Annotated in this window: 15 protein-coding genes; 6 read left to right on the forward strand and 9 right to left on the reverse strand. The window is 63.6% G+C overall.

The window, feature by feature from the left end; genetic code table 11:
• Positions 1-8: 8 nt before the first annotated feature.
• The 5 genes from NKJ64_RS25125 to NKJ64_RS25145 all read left to right on the forward strand — a co-directional run bounded on the left by NKJ64_RS25125 (position 9) and on the right by NKJ64_RS25145 (position 4,041).
• Entirely contained in the window at positions 9-1,610 is a 1,602-nt protein-coding gene (locus tag NKJ64_RS25125) for a heme biosynthesis protein HemY (protein WP_023726070.1), read from the forward strand.
• Positions 1,611-1,686: 76 nt separating this feature from the next.
• Positions 1,687-2,166, forward strand: a complete 480-nt coding sequence (locus tag NKJ64_RS25130; protein ID WP_023687738.1) for a tellurite resistance TerB family protein — start codon at positions 1,687-1,689, stop codon at positions 2,164-2,166.
• A 14-nt stretch (positions 2,167-2,180) separates the two neighbouring features.
• On the forward strand, positions 2,181-2,897 hold the full coding sequence (locus NKJ64_RS25135) for a glutamine amidotransferase (protein WP_023752685.1): 717 nt from the start codon (positions 2,181-2,183) through the stop codon (positions 2,895-2,897).
• A 188-nt stretch (positions 2,898-3,085) separates the two neighbouring features.
• Complete coding sequence (locus NKJ64_RS25140) at positions 3,086-3,349, forward strand: YMGG-like glycine zipper-containing protein (protein WP_023670477.1); 264 nt, start codon at positions 3,086-3,088, stop codon at positions 3,347-3,349.
• A 56-nt stretch (positions 3,350-3,405) separates the two neighbouring features.
• The gene (locus NKJ64_RS25145; RefSeq protein ID WP_023687739.1) at positions 3,406-4,041 is read left to right on the forward strand and encodes a LolA family protein; all 636 of its coding nucleotides are present in this window, start codon (positions 3,406-3,408) and stop codon (positions 4,039-4,041) included.
• Positions 4,042-4,071: 30 nt separating this feature from the next.
• On the opposite strand, the gene NKJ64_RS25150 is transcribed toward NKJ64_RS25145, so the two are convergent.
• From NKJ64_RS25150 to NKJ64_RS25190, 9 genes are all read right to left on the reverse strand, one after another.
• Positions 4,072-7,275, reverse strand: a complete 3,204-nt coding sequence (locus NKJ64_RS25150; protein ID WP_023752682.1) for an efflux RND transporter permease subunit — start codon at positions 7,273-7,275, stop codon at positions 4,072-4,074.
• Positions 7,272-8,378, reverse strand: coding sequence for an efflux RND transporter periplasmic adaptor subunit (locus NKJ64_RS25155; RefSeq protein WP_023687741.1), 1,107 nt, complete (start codon positions 8,376-8,378; stop codon positions 7,272-7,274). The genes NKJ64_RS25150 and NKJ64_RS25155 overlap by 4 nt, the downstream gene beginning before the upstream one ends.
• Positions 8,379-8,732: 354 nt before the next feature.
• A complete protein-coding gene (locus tag NKJ64_RS25160; protein WP_023730214.1) occupies positions 8,733-9,974 on the reverse strand; it encodes an MFS transporter in 1,242 nt (413 codons plus the stop codon).
• Positions 9,975-10,132: 158 nt separating this feature from the next.
• A complete protein-coding gene (locus NKJ64_RS25165) occupies positions 10,133-11,233 on the reverse strand; it encodes an aminotransferase class I/II-fold pyridoxal phosphate-dependent enzyme (RefSeq protein ID WP_023755618.1) in 1,101 nt (366 codons plus the stop codon).
• Positions 11,234-11,366: 133 nt separating this feature from the next.
• On the reverse strand, positions 11,367-11,831 hold the full coding sequence (locus tag NKJ64_RS25170; protein ID WP_023687743.1) for a Ros/MucR family transcriptional regulator: 465 nt from the start codon (positions 11,829-11,831) through the stop codon (positions 11,367-11,369).
• 215 nt (positions 11,832-12,046) lie between these two features.
• Positions 12,047-12,751 carry an ROK family protein gene (locus NKJ64_RS25175; protein WP_352463523.1) on the reverse strand — a complete coding sequence of 235 codons (705 nt, stop codon included), beginning with the start codon at positions 12,749-12,751 and terminating at the stop codon, positions 12,047-12,049.
• A gap of 119 nt (positions 12,752-12,870) precedes the next feature.
• Complete coding sequence (gene zwf / locus NKJ64_RS25180) at positions 12,871-14,244, reverse strand: glucose-6-phosphate dehydrogenase (protein ID WP_023710194.1); 1,374 nt, start codon at positions 14,242-14,244, stop codon at positions 12,871-12,873.
• Positions 14,245-14,267: 23 nt separating this feature from the next.
• Positions 14,268-15,281 (reverse strand): phosphogluconate dehydrogenase (NAD(+)-dependent, decarboxylating), encoded by a 1,014-nt coding sequence (gnd, locus tag NKJ64_RS25185; protein WP_023737959.1) that lies wholly within the window; start codon positions 15,279-15,281, stop codon positions 14,268-14,270.
• Positions 15,282-15,322: 41 nt separating this feature from the next.
• Entirely contained in the window at positions 15,323-17,743 is a 2,421-nt protein-coding gene (locus tag NKJ64_RS25190; protein WP_352463524.1) for a glucan 1,4-alpha-glucosidase, read from the reverse strand.
• A gap of 204 nt (positions 17,744-17,947) precedes the next feature.
• Between NKJ64_RS25190 and NKJ64_RS25195 the strand changes: the two genes are divergently transcribed.
• Positions 17,948-18,961 carry an ABC transporter substrate-binding protein gene (locus NKJ64_RS25195; protein WP_352463525.1) on the forward strand — a complete coding sequence of 338 codons (1,014 nt, stop codon included), beginning with the start codon at positions 17,948-17,950 and terminating at the stop codon, positions 18,959-18,961.
• The last annotated feature ends 27 nt before the right edge of the window (positions 18,962-18,988 follow it).

Raw genomic sequence — 18,988 nt, forward strand, 5'->3', positions numbered from 1 at the left:
ACGACACGATGATCCGCATTCTCATCTTTCTCGCCGCCGTCTTCGCGCTCGGCCTCGGCTTTGCCTGGCTGGCCGATCGTCCCGGCGAGATGGTCGTCACCTTCAACGGTTACCAATACCAGGTCAGCCTGATGGTGGCGGCGGTGGCGATCGTTGCCGTCGTCGCAGCGGTGATGATCGTCTGGTGGCTGATCAAGTCGCTGTGGAACAGCCCGTACACGATCTCGCGCTATTTCCGCGTGCGCCGCCGCGACCGTGGCTATCAGGCGCTGTCGACCGGCATGATCGCAGCCGGCGCCGGCGACGGCGCGCTGGCCCGCAAGAAGTCCAAGGAAGCCGCCAAACTGATCCGCTCCGACCAGGAGCCGCTGATCCAGCTGCTCGAAGCGCAAGCCTCGCTGCTCGAAGGCGACCATGAGGGCGCGCGCGAAAAATTCGAGGCCATGCTCGACGACCCCGAAATGCGGCTGCTTGGCCTGCGCGGGCTCTATCTCGAAGCCGAACGGCTCGGCGACCGCAACGCGGCGCGTCACTATGCCGGCCGCGCCGCTTCCGTCGCACCGCAACTGGCTTGGGCCGCCGAATCGACGCTGGAAGATCTGACCGGGCGCGGCGACTGGGACGGCGCGCTGAAGCTGGTGGAGGCGCAGAAGTCGACCAGGCAGATCGAACGCGACGCCGCCAATCGCCGCCGCGCTGTGCTGTTGACCGCCAAGGCGCAGGCGCTGACCGACAGCGACCCCAATGCAGCCAAGGCAGCGGCACTCGAGGCAAACAAGCTCGCGCCCGATTTCGCGCCGGCCGCGGTTGCAGCCGCCAATCTTCTGTTCAAACAGAACGATGTGCGCAAAGGCTCGAAGATCCTTGAGGCAGCCTGGAAGGCGGAGCCGCATCCCGAGATCGCCGAGCTCTACACCCATGCAAGGCCGGGAGATGCGGTGGTCGATCGTCTCAACCGGGCGAAGAAGCTGCAGGAGCTGAAGCGCAACAATGCCGAATCGTCGATGACGGTGGCGCGCGCCGCGCTCGATGCGCAGGATTTTTCCACCGCCCGCCGCGAGGCGGAAGCCGCGATCCGCATGGATCGCCGGGAAGGCGCTTACCTGCTGCTGGCCGATATCGAGGAGGCAGAGACCGGCGACCAGGGCAAGATCAGGCAATTGCTGTCCAAGGCGGTCAGGGCGCCGCGCGATCCGGCCTGGGTCGCCGACGGCGTCGTCTCCGAACGCTGGGCGCCGGTATCGCCGGTCAGCGGCAAGCTCGATGCTTTCGCCTGGCGCGCGCCGATGGAGCGGCTGGGCCAGCTCATCGACAGCCATGAAGACGAAGCCGATGTGCCGGTGCTTGCGGCACCTGCCAAACCGGCAAAGGAAGCCGAAGTGATCGATCATCCGGCCATCGCCAGGACGAGCAGCGAGGCGCCGATCGAGCCGAAGCCCGCTGTGGGCGATGACCAGGTCACGCCGGTCACCGCCGCCGCTTTCGCCGCAATACCAAACGACGCCGAACCCGTCGAACCTGCCGAGGAACTGGCGCGGCTGCCCGACGACCCCGGCGTCGACCCCGATGACGAAGCGGAGAAGTCACCGCGCCGCTTCCGCCTGTTTTGATCCCTGAAGCATGATCCCAAAAAGTGGATACCGGTTTTTGGAAAAGATCATGCTCCAATAATGTGAAGTGAGCACCATGTTCGAACGCGTCCTGGCCTTTCTGAAAGACCTGCCCTCCGGGGCTGGGGCTCGCGCCAATGCGGACGATCCGCGCGTTGCGGCGTCGGCTTTGCTCTATCATGTGATGAATGCCGACGGCGTGCGCCAGGATGTCGAGTGGGAGCGGTTCAAGCAGGTGCTGGCGCAGAGCTATTCGATCAGCGGCGACGAGCTCGATGCACTGGCTGCCGCCGGCGAGCGCGCCGACAATGAGGCGATCGACCTCTATGCCTTCACCAGCGTCTTGAAGCGCCATCTCGACGCCGAGGCGCGCAAGGCTTTCATCGGCCTGATGTGGGAAATCGTCTATGCCGACGGCGAACTGCATGAACTGGAGGACAACACCGTCTGGCGCGTTGCCGAACTGATCGGCGTCGAGCGCCAGGATCGCGTCGAGGCGCGCCGCAAGGCGGCGGCCGCCGCGCCCGACGCCAGCGGAACGTCGAGCGACGAATAGGATTCCGCCTTTCCATGCCGCCCAGACCGAGCTCGAAACCAAAAGTCCTGATCGTGCTGCATCAGGAGACTTCGAGCCCCGGCCGGGTTGGCCACATGCTGCTCGAGGAAGGTTTCGACCTCGACATCCGCCGGCCGCCTCTCGGCGACAGCCTGCCGGAGACGCTGGAGGGACACGCCGGCGCCGTGGTGTTCGGCGGGCCGATGAGCGCCAATGACGAAGATGAGTTCGTCCGCCGCGAGACCAACTGGCTCAATGTTCCGCTAAAGGAGAACCGGCCCTTCCTCGGCATCTGCCTTGGCGCGCAGATGCTGGCCAATCATCTCGGCGGCAAGGTCGAGGGGCATGGCGAGGGGCTGGTCGAGATCGGCTGGTATCCGCTGAAGCCGACCGAAGCCGGCAAGAAGCTGCTGCCTTGGCCCGACATGGTCTACCAGTTTCACCGCGAAGGCTTTTCGCTGCCCAGGGATGCGACGCTGCTGGCGACGGCGGAAACCTACCCCAACCAGGCTTTTCGCTATGGCGACAATGCCTGGGGCATCCAGTTCCATGGCGAACTGACCCGGTTGATGATGCAGCGCTGGGTGGTGCGCGGCGCGCACCGTTTCGAATTGCCCGGCGCGCAGCCCGGCCGCGACCATCTCGGCGGCCGGCTGATCTGGGATATGCACCTCAAGCGCTGGCTGAGCGAATTTTTGAGCCTGATCTTCGGCAAGCCTACTGAGGGATAGAGCAAAATCCAACTACTCTGAACGGCCGAGCTTGCCCAAAGACGACTTACCTCTGGGAGGCGTGTACCATGGATCCGGGACCTTAGCCCGTTCCCGCAGATTTGGATTGCGCCCCAAACACTCCGATGGATCGAAAAACTCCGTGGCGCATTTAAGCTTCGGCTAATAACGGCCCCAGGAGAGAACCAATGAAGAAGACGCTGCTCATTTTGAGCCTACTCATTCCGCTCGCGGCATGCTCCCGCACCGAACAAGGCGCTGCCGTCGGTGGTTTGGGTGGCGCAGCTGTAGGCGCAGCAGTGGCCGGCGACCCGGTAAAAGGGGCGGTTGTTGGCGGGGCGGTCGGAGCGCTGGCCGGGGCGGTCATCGGGCACGCCAGCGAAGCCGGCCAGTGCAGATATCGCGGTCGGAACGGTCGAGTTTACGTTGCTCAGTGCCCGGACGGCTACTGATCTCAAAGACGCGTGATCTCTTTCGATCACGCGTCTTTTCGGGGTAGGATAACTGAATGGCATATAACAGCAAAAGACTGCGGGCTTTCTGGTTCGCCGTTGTCAGCGCTGTCGCGATAAACGCCGAACTTTCGACCGCGGCCTTGGCCGCACCTGTAGAAGCGAAGACGATTGCCGATCACTTCTCATCGGTAAAGTCCATGTCCGGGGACTTTGTCCAGTCGGGCCCAAGAGCGGAAAGGACCAAAGGGAAATTTTTCCTCCAGCGGCCGGGCAAGATCCGGTTCAACTATGCAGGCCAATCAGGGGTCAGCGTAATTGCAGATGGAAAATCCTTGGTGGTCTATAACAAGAAGCTCAAGACATCGCGGCTTTATGCTCTCTCGAAGACGCCGCTCAAGCTGCTCCTCGACAATCAGGTCAACTTTTCCGGCAATCGCCTCAAAAGTATCAAGGACGATGGCGCCCAGGTGATCATCAGGCTGGCCGACAAGTCGGCCTTCGGCAATTCGAATATCACTATGGTGTTTGACAGGGAATCGCTCGATCTACGCAGATGGACCCTGACTGACGAGAGGGGCCTTACCTCGACAGTCACCATATCCAACGTGAAGCAGGGCGTTCGCGCTCCTGCGGGCACCTTCACTATCGACTATGCCGCAAACCGTGAATTCAACACCAAAACGAAATAGTCGGCAGCGCCACGAACTGCCCGTGTAACACTACTCGGCGGCCGTCTCCGACGGCACCTCTGCCGGTGCCGAAGGCTCGGCCTCGGCATGCGGCTTGCGCCGTGAAAACAGCGACCTTAGCGTGACGTAGAACACCGGCGTCAGGAACAGGCCGACGAAGGTGACGCCGAGCATGCCGGAGAACACCGCGGTGCCGAGCGACTGGCGCATTTCCGCGCCCGGGCCTGTCGCGATCATCAGCGGCACGACGCCGAGGATGAACGAGAAGGCGGTCATCAGGATCGGCCGCAGCCTGAGCCGGCAGGCTTCGACGGCAGCCTCGGCGGCCGACAGGCCGCGTTCCTGCGCCTGCCGCGCGAATTCGACGATGAGGATCGCGTTCTTGGCGGCAAGTCCGATCAGCACGATGAGGCCGATTTGCACGAGGATGTTGTTGTCCAGCCCTCGGAACGACACGCCGAGCAACGCCGCGAGCACGCCGAGCGGCACCACCAGCACGATGGCGAACGGCAGCACCCAGCTTTCATATTGCGCCGCCAGCGCCAGGAACACGAACAGCACCGACAGTCCGAAGATATAGACAGCGGCATTGCCGGTGTTGCGCTCCTGATAGGCGAGTTCGGTCCATTCGTAGGAGGTACCGGCCGGCAACGTCTGTGCCGTGATCGCTTCCATCTTGGCAAGCGCATCGCCGGTGGAAACACCGGGCGCGGCGTTGCCCTGCAGCGGCACGGAGACGTACATGTTGTAGCGCTGGACCAGCGCCGGGCCGGTGACGTCGCGGATCTCGATCAACGTGCCCAGCGGAACCAGCGCGCCGGTCGCCGAGCGCACCTTCAGTTTCAAGATGTCGGCGCGATCGAGGCGGAACGCCTGGTCGGCCTGCGCGCGCACCTGGTAGACGCGCCCGAAAGCGTTGAAGTCGTTGACGTAGGCGGTGCCCAGATTGATCGACAGCGTCTCGAAGATGTTGGGGATCGGCACGTTCAGGATGCGCGCCTTGTCGCGATCGATCGCCAGGAAGAATTGCGGGCTGGACGCGGAGAAGGTGGTGAACACGCCGGTCAGCCCCGCCGTCTTGTTGGCCTTGCCGGCAATTTCATAGGCAAGCGCCAGGATCTGCCGCATGTCGGCGCTGTTGCGCTCCTGGATCTGCAGCTTGAAGCCGCCGGCATTGCCGACGCCGCGGATCGGCGGCGGCGGCAGTGCGATAATGAAGGCTTCCTTGATGCTTTGCAGGCTGCCGAACAAATTGCCGATGACCTGGGTCGCGGACTGGCCGGCTTCCAGTCGCTCGTCAAACGGCTTGAACCTGGCGAAGATCACGCCCGCGTTGCTGGCATTGGTAAAGGTGGCACCGGAGAAGCCGGCGAAGGCGACCGCGTAGTCGACGCCCGGCGTTTTCTGGATGATCTGCGACGCCTGCTGGATGACGGCATCGGTCCGCGATAGCGAGGCGCCGTCCGGCAACTGGACGACGACGATCGCATACCCCTGGTCGAGCGACGGAATGAAACCGCGCGGCACCGTCTGAACCATATAGACCGTGGCGTAGATGAGGGCCGCGAAAACGGCCAGCGTGGCGGCCATCGCTATCCGCGAGCCGACCAGCACGCGCACGATGCTCGAATACCAATGGGCGACCTTGTCGAAGCCGCCATTGAAGCCGTCGGCGAGCGCCCGTCCGAACCGCGCCAGGAAAAAGCGCGGCGGCGCCGCAGCAGTGTGGTGCGGCTTGAACAGCAGCGCGGCCAAGGCCGGCGAGAGCGTCAGCGAATTGAATGCCGAGATCGCCGTCGACACCGCGATGGTGATCGCAAACTGCAGGTAGAACTGCCCGGAAATGCCGGGAATGAAGGCTGTCGGCACGAACACCGCTATCAGCACCAGCGAGATCGCGATGACCGCCGTTCCGACTTCGTCCATGGTCAGATGCGACGCCGGATTGGGCGCCAACCCCCTGGCGATATTTCGCTCGACGTTCTCGACCACGACGATCGCATCGTCGACGACGATGCCGATGGCCAGAACGAGGCCGAACAGCGTCAGCATGTTGAGGGAGAAGCCGGCGGCGTAAAGCACCGCCAGCGTGCCGATCAGCGACACCGGGATGGCCACGATCGGCACGATCGCCATGCGCCACGATTGCAGGAAGACGATGATGACGATGATGACCAGCACCATCGCCTCGAGGATCGTCTTGTAGACCTCCTGGATCGACTCGGCGACGAACTCGGTCGGATTGTAGACGATGTCGTAGCTCAATCCCTTCGGGAAGTCCTGGGAAAGCTCCTTCATCTTGTCCTGGATCTCCGCGGCTGCGGCGAGCGCATTGGTGCCTGGCCGCTGGAAGATGGCGAGCGCCACCGCCGGTTTGCCGTTGAGATAGGAGTTGGTGACGTAATCCTTGGCGCCGAGCTCGATGCGCGCCACGTCCTGCAGCTGGATCAGGCGGCCGTCTTCGGCCGATTTGACGATCACGTATCGGAAGTCCCGTGCGTCGTTGAAGCGGCCTTGCGTGGTGACCGTGTACTGGAACGCCGTGCCGGTATTGGTCGGCGGCGCGCCGATGGAGCCGCCCGACACCTGGACGTTCTGGTCGCGCAGCGCCTGCACCACATCGCCCGAGGTCATCCCCAGGGCGGACAGTTTTTCCGGATCGAGCCAGATGCGCAGCGAATATTCGCGTTCGCCGAAGATGATGAGGTCGCCGACGCCGTCCAACCTGAGCAGTATGTCGCGCACCCGCGAGCGGGCGTAGTTCGAGACGTAGAGCTGGTCGTAGGTATTGTCGGGCGACAGCATGTGCACGACCATCATCAGGTCGGGCGAGCTCTTGATGGTGGTGATGCCGAGGCGGCGGACTTCTTCGGGCAGGCGCGGCTCGGCGACCGACACGCGGTTCTGTACCAGCACCTGCGCCTGGTCGAGATCGGTGCCTAGCTTGAAGGTGATGGTCAGCGCCATCGCCCCGTCGCCGGACGAATAGGACGACATGTAAAGCATGCCCTCGACGCCGTTGATCTCCTGCTCGATCGGCGTTGCCACCGTCGCTGCGACCGTCTCGGCGTCGGCGCCCGGGTACTGGGCGCGAACGACGATGGTCGGCGGCGCGATCTCGGGATATTGCGCGATCGGCAGCTGGGTATAAGCAATCCCGCCGAGGATCAGGAGGACGATCGAAACGACCGATGCGAAGATCGGACGGTCGACGAAGAAATGGGCGAACCTCATTGCTGCAACCCGGCGGTCTCGACCTTGGGCGGCAACGTCACCATCTCGACTTTCACCTTGGTGCCGGGCCTGGCGTGCATCAGCCCGTTGACGATGATCGTCTCGTCGCCGGTCAGGCCCGCGCGGATCACCCGGTAGCCGTCGAGAAGCGGGCCGGTGCGCACGGGCTTCGCCGACACCATCCCGGCCTCATCCACCAGGTACACGATGCGGCGATCCTGATCGGCGCCGACCGCCTCGTCGGGCACCAGGACGCCGCTATGCGGCAGCGACCCCGGCACGTTGATGCGCCCGAACATGCCTGGCTGGAGAACGCCGTCGGCGTTGGCAAACCTTGCACGCACCCGCATGGTGCCGGTCGCGTTGTCGATCCGGTTCTCGGCAAAATCGAGCTTGCCCTTGAATACCGCCTCCGCGCGGTCGGCGACGCGAACCACCACCTCGAGCCCGCCGGCGCCTTCCTGCATGCTGCCGCCGCGCTCCTTCGCGTCGCGGGCGTAGCTGAAATACAGGCGCTCATCGACGTCGAAATAGAAGTCGATCGGATCGCGCGTGACGATAGTCGTCAGCAAGGTGGAATCCGGCTGCACGAGGTTGCCGACCGACACCAGCCGGCGGTCGATGCGGCCGGACAAGGGCGCCTTGATCTCGGTGAACTCCAGGTTCAGGTTGGCCGTCGTCAGCGCAGCCGTCGCGCCTTGCATCTGCGCCTGCGCCGAAAGGTATTCCCGCCGGCGGTCGTCGACCGTCGCGGCCGAGATATTGCCGGTCTTGGCGAGCTCATCGGCGCGATCCAGCTGCATCTTGGAGAATTCGAGCAGGGACTTGGCGACGTCCACTTGCGACTTGGCGGCATCGTAGGCCGCCTGGTACGGACGCTGGTCGATGGTGAAGAGCAGGTCGCCCTTGTTGACCAGTGCGCCGTCCTGGAAGCTGATCTTGTCCAGATAGCCGCTGACGCGCGAACGGATGGCGACCTCGTCGACGGCTTCGAAGCGCCCGACGAACTCGTCGTCTTCGACGATTTCACGTACCACCGGCTTGGCCGCCGTCACCACCGGCAGTTGCTGGTCCTGCGCAAACGCATTGCTGCTGAAAGCCATGCCGAGCAGGAATGCCACTGGGACGGCTGCGCGGGCCAGCCAGCCGGCCGATCGGCTGGGTCGCCCGCTTGCGTCGCGATGCGATTGCCGATTCCCTGAAGTGTCCATTTGCGTCCCCGCTCGCTGGACCCGGAGGTCGGGTGGTTCTCTTCTATATTTAAGGTTTCTCGTCGAGACCAGAGCACTGCAGTATTGTGCATGGCAACATGATCATTTTCCATATGGGTTGAAATGTCCACCCTGTGGCTGCCCCGCCATCTGGCTAGTTCGCCCAGAACCGGCCCGTCCGCTTCCGGCCCATCTCAGCCGTCATCGGCGCACGCTGATTTGGACCGGATCCAGCGGCTTACTCGATCAGTTGCGGCTGTTGAGATGCCGCACCCTTCGCAGTTGCGGAAACAGCACCGCCCACAGTCCGGCGACGGCAATCGCACCGACGCCGCCGATCACCACCGCCGGCACGGTGCCGATCAGCGCCGCCATGGTGCCGGCGCGGAACTCGCCGACTTCGTTGGAGGCGCCGACGAAGACCTGGTTGACGGCGTTGACGCGGCCGCGCACCTCGTCGGGTGTCCACAGCTGGATCAGCGTCTCCCTGATATAGACGCTGAACATGTCGGTTGCGCCGAGGCCGGCAAGGGCCAGGATCGACAGCCAGGTGATGGTCGAGACGCCGAACAGCACGGTGAAGGCGCCGAACCCAGCGACGAAGCCGAGCATGATCTTGCCGGCATTGTCGCGCAGCGGATGCCCGGCAAGCCAGACCGCGACACAGATGGCGCCGATGCCGGGCGCCGAGCGCAGCAGGCCGAGTCCCCACGGGCCGAGTTCCAGAATATCGCGGGCATAGACCGGCAGCAGCGCCGAGGCACCGGACAGAAGCACGGCGAAGAGGTCGAGCGAGATGGCGCCCAGGACGATCTTCTCGCTCCAGATGTATCGGAAGCCGGCAAACAGCGTCTCCATCGTCGGCTTGTCGGTGGCGCTCTGCTGGGCCGGTTTCGGAATGGTGAAGATCAGCAGACCGGCCACCAGCATCAGCACGGAGGCAACGGCGTAAGCGGCTTCGGCCGAGACGCCATAGAGCAGGCCGCCGGCGACCGGGCCGACAATGGTCGCCGTTTGCCAGGCGGACGAGTTCCAGGCGATCGCATTGCCGAAATCTTCCGGCGGAACAAGGTTGGCGAACAGCGACGACGAGGCCGGCCCATAAAAAGCGCGCGCCAGGCCGAACATAGCCAGCACGATGAAGATCGGCAGCGGGCTGACGAGACCGCGCAGCGTGAAGTACAACAGGACAAGCGCACAACCTGCCTCGACTACCGTCGCCAGCGCCATGATCAGGCGGCGGCCGAAACGGTCGGCGACAACGCCGGTGACCAGCACCAGCAGCAGCGACGGCAGGAACTGGACGATGCCGACAATGCCGAGATCGAAGGGATCGCGCGTCAGATCATAGATCTGCCAGCCGACGGCGACGGACACGATCATGGTGGCGAAGGTGGTCAGGAAACGCGCCGCCCAATAGCTCAGGAAGGAGCGATGGCGGAAGGCGGCGTAACGCCGGTCAGGCGGTGTATGGGAATGGGACGTCATGGATACAGGCCCCGTTGCTTGCATTGGCCGGCGGGGCACTTCCCGGAAATGGGCGCTGTTCCGGCCAATGAAACTTATCAAAGTTCGGGGCGCGTATGCGTGAAAATCGGGCCTGGATCAAGCGGTTTTCCAGCCGCTCGCCCGATTGCACGCGGACGTTACTGCCTCAGCGCGGCGGTGATGGCGTCGAGGCCGCCCTGTAATTCCGCCTCTTTCGGCCAGCCGAAACCGACGCGGAAGAAGCGCTTGGGCATATCGAACCAGTGGCCGGGACCGACATAGGCGCCGTGGTTTTCCAAGAGATTGACGTAGAAACGGTCGAGGTCGAAGTCTGGACTGACATTGAGCCTTGGAAATCCGACGACGCCGCCTTGTGGCCGCACCCAGTCGACCAGCGGCTCGCGGTCGATCCAGGCTTGCACGATGTCGCGGCGTTTCGCCATCTCGGGCAGCAGCGCGGCCAAGAAAGCGTCGCGGCGCTCCAGCATGCCGCGCGCAATTCCTTCGTCGATCACGCTGCCGCAAATGCCGATCTGCTCCTTGGCGGCGAGGAAGCGCTCCTGCAGTTCAGCATCGCTGGTGATCAGCCAGCCAATGCGGATGCCGGGAATGCCGAAGGCTTTCGACAGCGACGAGACACTGATCGCCTTGGGGCTGAGAGAAGCCGCCGCCGGCAGGCGCTGTCCATAGGAGAGGTCGCGATAGGTCTCGTCGACCAGCAGATGGCAGCCGCTCGCTTCGGCCAGCGCAATCAGCGCGTCGAGATCGGCCCGGCCCATCATCGTGCCGGTCGGGTTGTGCGGGCAGGTGACGCTGATCAGCTTGGTGTTCGGTTGCATGCTGGCGGCGACGCGGCCGAAATCGATGGCAAAGCCTGCGTCGAAATCGAGATCGACATAGGAGATGGCGCAGCCGATCGCCTTGGGGGTCTCGATGTTGGTGGCGTAGTTCGGCCGGACGACGACAAGATGGTCGCGCTCCGACAGAAGCGAGGTCGAAATGATGAAGAGCGCGCCCGCCGCACCGGCGGTCACCAGAACATCGTCAAGCGAAATGCCTTTGTCCTGCGCCGCGATCAGCGCCCGCAACTCCTTGTCGCCGCGATGCTCGCCGTAGAACAGCGTGAGATCCGGCAGCGACAGGCCAATGTCGGAGAGTTTCTGATCGGCGATCGAGCTTTCGGAGAGATTGAACCGAATGCGATCGTAGCCGTATTCCTCCGGCGCCTCTTTCTCGATCACCATTCTGGCGTAGTTCATGGCTGCTCCCCCAAAACAATCTCTGCGGTGTATCCAAGCCACAAAAGCACGAAGCCTGCCAAGGCTCATTCGCCGGCAGGCTTCTGTTCCAGTCGTCCAAACGATTGGCTCAGCGCCGAGGCGCTGATCCCACTCAGGCCGGAACTTTGGCCTTCCGACCCTTGGCTTTCGCCGGCGCGGCCACTGCAGCCTTGCGGCCGAGGCCGATCGACTTGGCCAGCTCGGAGCGCGACGCCGCGTAGTTGGGGGCAACCATCGGATAGTCGGCCGGCAGGCCCCATTTGGTACGATAGGCTTCCGGCGTCAGGTTGAAATGGACGCCGAGATGGCGCTTCAGCGATTTGAATTTTTTGCCGTCCTCGAGGCAGATGATGTAATCCGGCGTCACCGACCGCTTGGGATTGACGGCCGGGATCTGCGGCGCCGCCACTGGGGCCGGCGGCTGGCTGAGCCCTCCGATCGACGCCGCAACGCTGGCGATGAGATCGCTCAGGCCGGCAACGGGCAAGCGGTTCTTCTCGACGTAAGCGGACACGATATGGGCGGTAAGCTCGAGCAGGTCGATGTCCTTGTCAGAGTCGTTGCTGTCGTCGGCCAATTTATCTCTCCGTCGCTAGGGGGGGTGGCGGAAACTCCCAGAGTGGTCCCAGCGGAGCCGGAAATCCGCTCTAGTCATTTGTCTTGCCGCATATGTGCGGTTGCGCCAGATGATTCCATCCGGTGCCACCGATCTAATCGCCAAATCTGCGTAACGCAATGACTTCGTATCGGGCCACACGTCATTTTGAACAACTATACTGAATTTTAATACTATCAGACGATCAGCGCCTTGTCGCGCCATAGTCGAAAACCGCCCTCGAAAGCGCGCGTATTGTCGCCGCGCCTGGATGTGGCGGGCAATTCATCCAGTCTGTCGACATTGCCGCCGCCGATCACGACATAATCCGGCTGCAGCGCCGCACGCAGCCGCCCGACGACGTCGAAAACGTATTTGCGCCATTTTTTCTTGCCGTATTTCTCCAGGCCGCGCTCGCCGACATAATCTTCGAAACTGCCGCCCTTGCGGTACGGCAGATGCGCCAGTTCCATCGGCTGGCCGACATTGTTGAGGATCATCGCCGCGCCCAGGCCGGTGCCGAGGCCGAGGAACAGCATGCGCCCGCCATCGTAGCTGCCGATCGCCTGCAGCAGCGCGTCGTTGACGACCTTGACCGGCTTGCCGAAGGCGGCGGCAAAATCGTAGCCGTCCCAGCCCTTGCCGAGATTGGCGGGATCGAGCGAAGGCCTGTTGTGCCTGACCGGGCCGGGATAGCCCATCGAGATCACGTCATAGGGCAGCCCTTCGGCCAGCGTCTTCACCGTGGCGACCATCTGCTGCGGCGTCAGATCCGGTCCGGAATCGGCTCGGCGCATCTCGCCGCCGGCGCTGGTGAGGATTTTCACATGCGAGCCGCCGACATCGATCGTCAGCACGATCGGTTCGGCGTTGGCCTTCGCGGGCCTGGCTGCCTTGGCCATGTCGTTTCCTCCGCTCACTTGGCGCATTCCCGCGTTTCAGGGAAACGGGGGAATGCTCCAACTCTTTATTTTTACCCAATTTCGGACGGAAAGACCGCTCGCACTTTTCCTGGAATTGCTCAACTCGGATTGATCCAGCCGTTGGGCGGCCCGAAGCTGGCCATGGCGTCGGCAGGCCCCCAGGTCTTCGGCTCATACATATGCGGCGGCGTAGTGTCGCCCAGCACCGGGCCGACGATGCGCCAGGCAAGCTCGCTGGCATCCTGGCGGGTGAACAATTGGCCATTGCCGTTCATGGCATCGCCGATCAGCCGCTCATAGGGCGGCATGTCGCCCTTCGAATCGTCGAGCGCGGTGAGCTCGACCTGCTCGCCGACCATGTCGTCGCCGGGCGCCTTGCGTTGCGCGCCGATCGAGATCGCCACCTGCGGGTCGATGCGGAAGCGCACGTAATTTGCGTCGCTGGGCTTGATCGGATCGAAGACGTCGAGCGGCGGCCGCTTCAGCCGCACGATCACTTCGGTCACATGCACCGGCATGTTCTTGCCGGTGCGGATGAAGAACGGCACGTCCTGCCAGCGCCAGGTGTCGACCATGAAGCGCACGGCAGCAAAGGTTTCGACCGGCGAGTTCGGCTTCACGCCGGGTTCAGCGAGGTAGCCGGTGAACTGGCCGCGCACGACGTCGTCCTTGGTCAGCGTGCGGATGGCGCGCAGCACCTGCACCTTCTCGTCGATCAGATCGTCGGCCGAGCGGCCGACCGGCGGTTCCATGGCGAGCAGCAAAAGGATGTTGAGCAGATGGTTCTCGATCACATCGCGGATAGCGCCGACATCGTCATAGAATTTGCCACGGCCTTCGACGCCGAAGTCCTCGGCCATGGTGATCTGTACGCTTTCGACGAAGTTGCGGTTCCAGATCGGCTCGAGAAAGGAATTGGCAAAGCGGAAATAGAGCAGGTTCTGGATCGCCTCCTTGCCGAGATAGTGGTCGATGCGGAAGATCGACTGCTCTTCGAACACCAGATGCAGCACGCGGTTCAGCCAGCGCGCCGATTGGAGATCGTGGCCGAACGGCTTTTCCACCATCAGCCGCGCGCCATGCGCGGTACCGGATTGCTCCAGCCCCTGGACAACGGTCTCGAACATGGTCGGCGGCACCGCCATATAGTGCAGCGGCCGCTGCGCCGAGCCGAGCGCCGTCTTCAGCTTCTCGAAGGTCGCGCCGTCGCGGTAGTCGCCGCTGACATAGCGCAGCAGACTGGCGAATTTGGCGAAGATCTTTTCGTCGATCTTGCCGACAGCGTTGACGATGCCGTCGCGGGCCCGCGCCTGCAATTGGTTGATGTCCCATGCATCGAAGGCGACGCCGATCACCGGCTCGGTCAGCGTCCCCTTGGCTACCATCTGGTAGAGGGCCGGAAATATCTTCTTGTGGGCAAGGTCGCCGGTTGCTCCGAAGAGCACCAGCGTGTCGGACCGTTCCGGGCTCATCTTGCGCGTCTCCCCTGCGGCCTTCACTTGCCGGCCTTCGGCTTTTCGACATGGCCGCCAAAGGCATAGCGCATGGCCGACAGCAGCTTGTCGGCGAATTCGGATTCGCCCTGCGAGGAGAAGCGGTCGAACAAAGCCGAGGACAGAACCGGCGCCGGCACGCCGGTGTCGATCGCCGCCTTCAGCGTCCAGCGGCCTTCACCGGAATCGGAGACGCGGCCGCCGAACTGGGCCAATGCCGGGTCGCTCTTCAGAGCGCCGGCGGTGAGGTCGAGCAGCCAGGAGCCGATCACACTGCCATGGCGCCAGACCTCGGCCACCTGCGGCAGGTCGATGTCGAACTGATAGTATTGCGGGTTTTCCAAAGGGCTGGTCTCGGCGTCGGCAGTGCGCTGTCTTTTGCCGGCATTGGCCGATTTCAGGATGTTCATGCCTTCGGCGTAGGCGGCCATGACGCCATATTCGATGCCGTTGTGGATCATCTTGACGAAATGGCCGGCGCCGCTCGGTCCGCAATGCAGGTAGCCAAAGGGTGCGGTCCCGCCCGCCTTGTCGGGCGTGGCGCCGGCATCGGCGCCGGGCGCCAGCGTGGCGAAGATCGGATCGAGGTGTTTGACCGCCGTATCGGGGCCGCCGATCATCAGGCAGTAGCCGCGCTCGAAGCCCCAAACGCCGCCGCTGGTGCCGACATCGACATAGTGCAGGCCCTTGGCCGCAAGCTCGGCCGCCTGGTCGACAGCGTCGTGATAATAGGAATTGCCGCCGTCGATAATGATGTCGCCGGGCTCCATCAATGCTGCCACCTGGTCGGCGATCTTGCCGGTGATCGCCGCCGGCAGCATCAGCCAGGCGCTGCGCGGCTTGGAAAGCTTGCCGACGAACTCCTCCATCGATGCGGCGCCGATGGCGCCATCGGCAACCAGGGCGGCAACGCTTGCCGGGTTGATGTCGTAGACGACGCATTGATGGCCGTCGCGCATCAGGCGGCGCACCATGTTGGCGCCCATCCTGCCCAGTCCCATCATTCCGATCTGCATGGTGTTGTCCTAGTCGCTTGAGGAAAGAAATTGCTGGCGAGTTAGTTCTCAATGCCGACGGTGAAGTCGACATTCTCCCAACGGTCGCCGTCGGGCCAGAAAAAAGTGAAGACGATCGTATTACCTCGCGGAATATCGGTCACCGGCAGATCCGCCATATGGACGCCAAAGACATTCACGGACGTGTTGATTTCATGGCTGGTCTGCCACTGGTCGCCGCTCCAGCGGATCAGTGCCGGCTGCAGCAGTTCAACCCGCAGCGTCTTGCCGGCTTCCATGGTGCGCAGCCTGTTGTTGAAGCGCCATATCCTCAGCGGCGAGCCGGTCTTGTCCCTGACATAGCGCTTGACGCCTTGCGGCGGCATGTCGAAGATGGCGCCGTCGCGGAGCGAGCGCAACAGCTTGATGTGTTCCGAATGCGCCCAGACCAGCGGCATGGCGCTGCCCGACGGCTTGCCCAGCCACAATTCGCGCTCCGGTATGTCGGCGCCGTCCCAGACCTGTTCCGGCAGCAGACCGCCCACACCAGCCGAAGCCTCGAATGTCCTGAGCAGGCTTGCCGCCCTGTCCTTGTTACCGGCGGCCAGCTCGTAGTGGGCGCGTTCGCCGGCCAGCAACGGCCAGGGTCGGCCCTGGCCGTTGCCGTCGAAGGGGGCGCCGTCGGCGTGTTCGCCATACCCGTCGCTGGTGTAGCGGTACCATAGAGGCCCTTGCGGCAGGTCGCAGCGCAGTTGCGCGTCGATGATCTTGACCGTGCCGACGATGCGCGGATCGTCCGCGGCCCTGAGGCCGAAGCGGACCAGCGCCAGCGCGTCCGGGCTGACAATCGCTTCGGCCGGCTTGTCGGTATCGCCCGGCGGACGGTTCTTGATCGGTACGAAGCCGTCCTTCGGCGATGCGGCGCCTGAAGCGTCGGCCGGTGCGATGCGGATGTAGTACCCGTCGACGCCAGCCTCGTGGCACTCCGGTGTGCCGCTGACATAGGTCCAGCGCTCGATCTGGTCGTTCCAGCAATCTGCGACCTCGCGCAAATAGTTAGCCGGCTCCGGTTTTCCGTCAACGTCGAACAGATCGGCGGCGCCAAGCAGTGCCGATATTTCGACGGCGAGCGTGAATGGGCTGTAGCCGGCATCCTCTTCCCAGCGGTCCTGCCCGGTGACGGGACCATTGCGCACGACATAGGACGCTGCTTTCTCGACCATCGGCATGAAGGCGGCGAGCTTGGCGCGCGGCAGGTGGCCGGCGCGGTGCAGCGCATCGGCAAGCAGCAGTGGGAAGGCGCATTCGTCCATCTGGATGCCCGGCCAATAGAGCGAGCCGTCGAGCCACACATTTTGTGGCCAGTGGCCGTCCGGCTGCTGGATGGAACGGAGATAGGCGAGGATCTCAAGCGCCTGCGCCGGATCGCCGGCGGCGAGCAAGCCGCCCGCGGTTTCCACAAGGTCGCGCGGCCAGACCAGATGATAGCCGCCAAGGTCGTCGTCGCCCTTGCTCGCTCCCCACGGGATCGACAGGCTGGCAACGGCCGCGCCGGGCCTCGCCAGCGACAGGTGCGTCGCCAGCACCGCTGTGCTGACGCGGTAGGTGTTGAGGCCGGATGCATCATGGTGGTCGAGCGGCGTCAGGCCTGCCTGCCATTTCCGCCATTTCGCGACATAGGCCTTTGCCGCCGGCTCAAAACCGCGTTTCAGGCTGGCGGCGGCGTTTTCGGCCGCTTCATCCGGCGTCGCCCCAAACCCAAGCGCAAGCAAGGCTTCGCTGTTGGCTAAAGAAAAGCCGATCTCGCCGGTCAGCGCGACATTGCCGTCCTCCGCGCTTTGGCAGGTCGGATCGAGCCGGCCGGCGCGGCTGAGTTGCTGCCAGCCGTCGGAAAAGCCTGCATAGCCGGCCGAGCAGTCGCCCCAGGGCAGCGAGGAGGCAAGCGCCAAGCAGGCGCCGTGCCCGGACGCAAACAGCATCGGCTTGCCCTTGTGCTCGCCGATCCAGGCGGTGTTGCCCATGCCGGCATTGACCAGATGCGGCGCCAGCAGGGCGTAGACGCGGTAGTCCGTGGCCACGCCCTCGAGTGCCGTGAAGCTGATTTCCTGCAGCAGGGCCGGGCGCGCCGGATCCGCCAGGATGCGCTTTTCGATCCGGTAACGCGCCGTCGCGTTGACCAGCCGGTAGGCGGGCACGCCTTCCTCGAACGGCTCGATGGCATGCGTGGCGTCACGCTTCTCCTCGGAAAACCAGCCGCCGAGGCCGGTGACCAGCAGTCCCATGTCGCGCGTGCAGGCGCTGTCGAGGCCGGGATAGTAGACTTCATTGACGATGCCATGGCTGAGCGTGAACCAGACGCGACTCGCCGTTGAAAGCGCGGCACCTACGCCGCTCTTGGCGCTTGACGTCCAGCGCGCCGGAATTCCGGGCGCGCCCATTCTTTTGGGTGCACTGGGGGGAAGGGTCGGCGGCGTCGCTGCCATGCATGGTCTCCTGGGCCCTTCCCTAGACCAGCAGGCGAAGGCTTTTCAATCATCGCACCTGAAGTTGATCGCCAAAGCGTAACCGATCGCAGTTGACAAGCGAGCTCATCTGCATTTGTCTGACAATAGATAAAAAACAGGCAGCCAACGCCAAAACCATCAGCAACAGTCGGCGGGGCCGACAATCCATGGGAGGATTATGACATGAAGAAACTGCTCGTCCTGAGCGCTCTGGCGGCGATGCTCGCCTCGGGCACGGCGCTTGCCGACACCAGCGGCAAGAAGATCGCCTTCTCCAACAATTACGCCGGCAACTCGTGGCGTCAGGCGATGCTCGACAGCTACGGCATCGTCACCAAGAAGGCGGTTGAGGATAAGATCGTCGGCGCCGCCGACATCTTCACCACCGCCGACAAGGAAGTGCCGACCCAGGCTGCCCAGGTGCAGAACCTGATCCTACAGGGTTATGACGCCATCGTCATCAATGCCGCATCGCCGGATGCGCTGAACGGCGCCATCAAGCAGGCCTGCGATGCCGGCATCGTCGTCGTCTCCTTCGACGGGACCGTCACCGAACCTTGCGCCTACCGCGTCGTCGTCGACTTCAAGGACATGGGCAAGCAGGAAGTCGAGCAGATGGCCAAATTCCAGCCCACGGGCGGCAATTTGCTGGAAATCCGCGGCCTTGCCGGCACCTCGATCGACGATGCCATCCATGCCGGCATCCTCGAAGGCGTCGCCGCCCATCCCGAGTTCAAGATCGTCGGTTCGGTGACCGGCGACTGGGACCAGACGACGGCGCAGAAGGCGGTCGGGACGATCCTGCCTTCGTTGCCCGACATCGTCGGCATCGTCGACCAAGGCGGTGACGGTTATGGCGCGGCACAAGCCTTTGCCGCCGCAGGCAAGCCGCGTCCGACCATCATCATGGGCAACCGCCAGGACGAGCTGAAATGGTGGAAGGAGCAGAAGGACAAGGATGGCTACCAGACCTGGTCGGCCTCGATCGCGCCCGGCGTGTCGTCGCTGGCCTTCTGGGTGGCGCAGCAGGTGCTCGACGGCCGCACCGACATTCCGCATGACCTTTTGGTGCCGTATCTCGCCTTTACCCAGGACAATTTCGAGACCGAGCTGCCGAAAATCAAGGAGGGCGGCGTCGCCACCCACGAATACAGCCAGGAAGACGCAATCGCGGCGATCAAAGCCAATATCAAGTGATGCATTGCATTCATTGCCAGCGGCATG

This window comes from Mesorhizobium sp. M0062 (genome assembly GCF_040323125.1).
Taxonomy (GTDB): domain Bacteria; phylum Pseudomonadota; class Alphaproteobacteria; order Rhizobiales; family Rhizobiaceae; genus Mesorhizobium.

What these genes read in the sequence shown, in the direction of transcription:
- NKJ64_RS25125 (WP_023726070.1), top strand. Translation starts at nt 9, where the DNA reads ATGATCCGCATTCTCATCTTTCTCGCCGCCGTCTTCGCGCTCGGCCTC.
- NKJ64_RS25130 (WP_023687738.1), top strand. Translation starts at nt 1,687, where the DNA reads ATGTTCGAACGCGTCCTGGCCTTTCTGAAAGACCTGCCCTCCGGGGCT.
- NKJ64_RS25135 (WP_023752685.1), top strand. Translation starts at nt 2,181, where the DNA reads ATGCCGCCCAGACCGAGCTCGAAACCAAAAGTCCTGATCGTGCTGCAT.
- NKJ64_RS25140 (WP_023670477.1), top strand. Translation starts at nt 3,086, where the DNA reads ATGAAGAAGACGCTGCTCATTTTGAGCCTACTCATTCCGCTCGCGGCA.
- NKJ64_RS25145 (WP_023687739.1), top strand. Translation starts at nt 3,406, where the DNA reads ATGGCATATAACAGCAAAAGACTGCGGGCTTTCTGGTTCGCCGTTGTC.
- NKJ64_RS25150 (WP_023752682.1), bottom strand. Translation starts at nt 7,275, where the DNA reads ATGAGGTTCGCCCATTTCTTCGTCGACCGTCCGATCTTCGCATCGGTC.
- NKJ64_RS25155 (WP_023687741.1), bottom strand. Translation starts at nt 8,378, where the DNA reads ATGGCTTTCAGCAGCAATGCGTTTGCGCAGGACCAGCAACTGCCGGTG.
- NKJ64_RS25160 (WP_023730214.1), bottom strand. Translation starts at nt 9,974, where the DNA reads ATGACGTCCCATTCCCATACACCGCCTGACCGGCGTTACGCCGCCTTC.
- NKJ64_RS25165 (WP_023755618.1), bottom strand. Translation starts at nt 11,233, where the DNA reads ATGAACTACGCCAGAATGGTGATCGAGAAAGAGGCGCCGGAGGAATAC.
- NKJ64_RS25175 (WP_352463523.1), bottom strand. Translation starts at nt 12,751, where the DNA reads ATGGCCAAGGCAGCCAGGCCCGCGAAGGCCAACGCCGAACCGATCGTG.
- zwf (WP_023710194.1), bottom strand. Translation starts at nt 14,244, where the DNA reads ATGAGCCCGGAACGGTCCGACACGCTGGTGCTCTTCGGAGCAACCGGC.
- gnd (WP_023737959.1), bottom strand. Translation starts at nt 15,281, where the DNA reads ATGCAGATCGGAATGATGGGACTGGGCAGGATGGGCGCCAACATGGTG.
- NKJ64_RS25190 (WP_352463524.1), bottom strand. Translation starts at nt 17,743, where the DNA reads ATGGCAGCGACGCCGCCGACCCTTCCCCCCAGTGCACCCAAAAGAATG.
- NKJ64_RS25195 (WP_352463525.1), top strand. Translation starts at nt 17,948, where the DNA reads ATGAAGAAACTGCTCGTCCTGAGCGCTCTGGCGGCGATGCTCGCCTCG.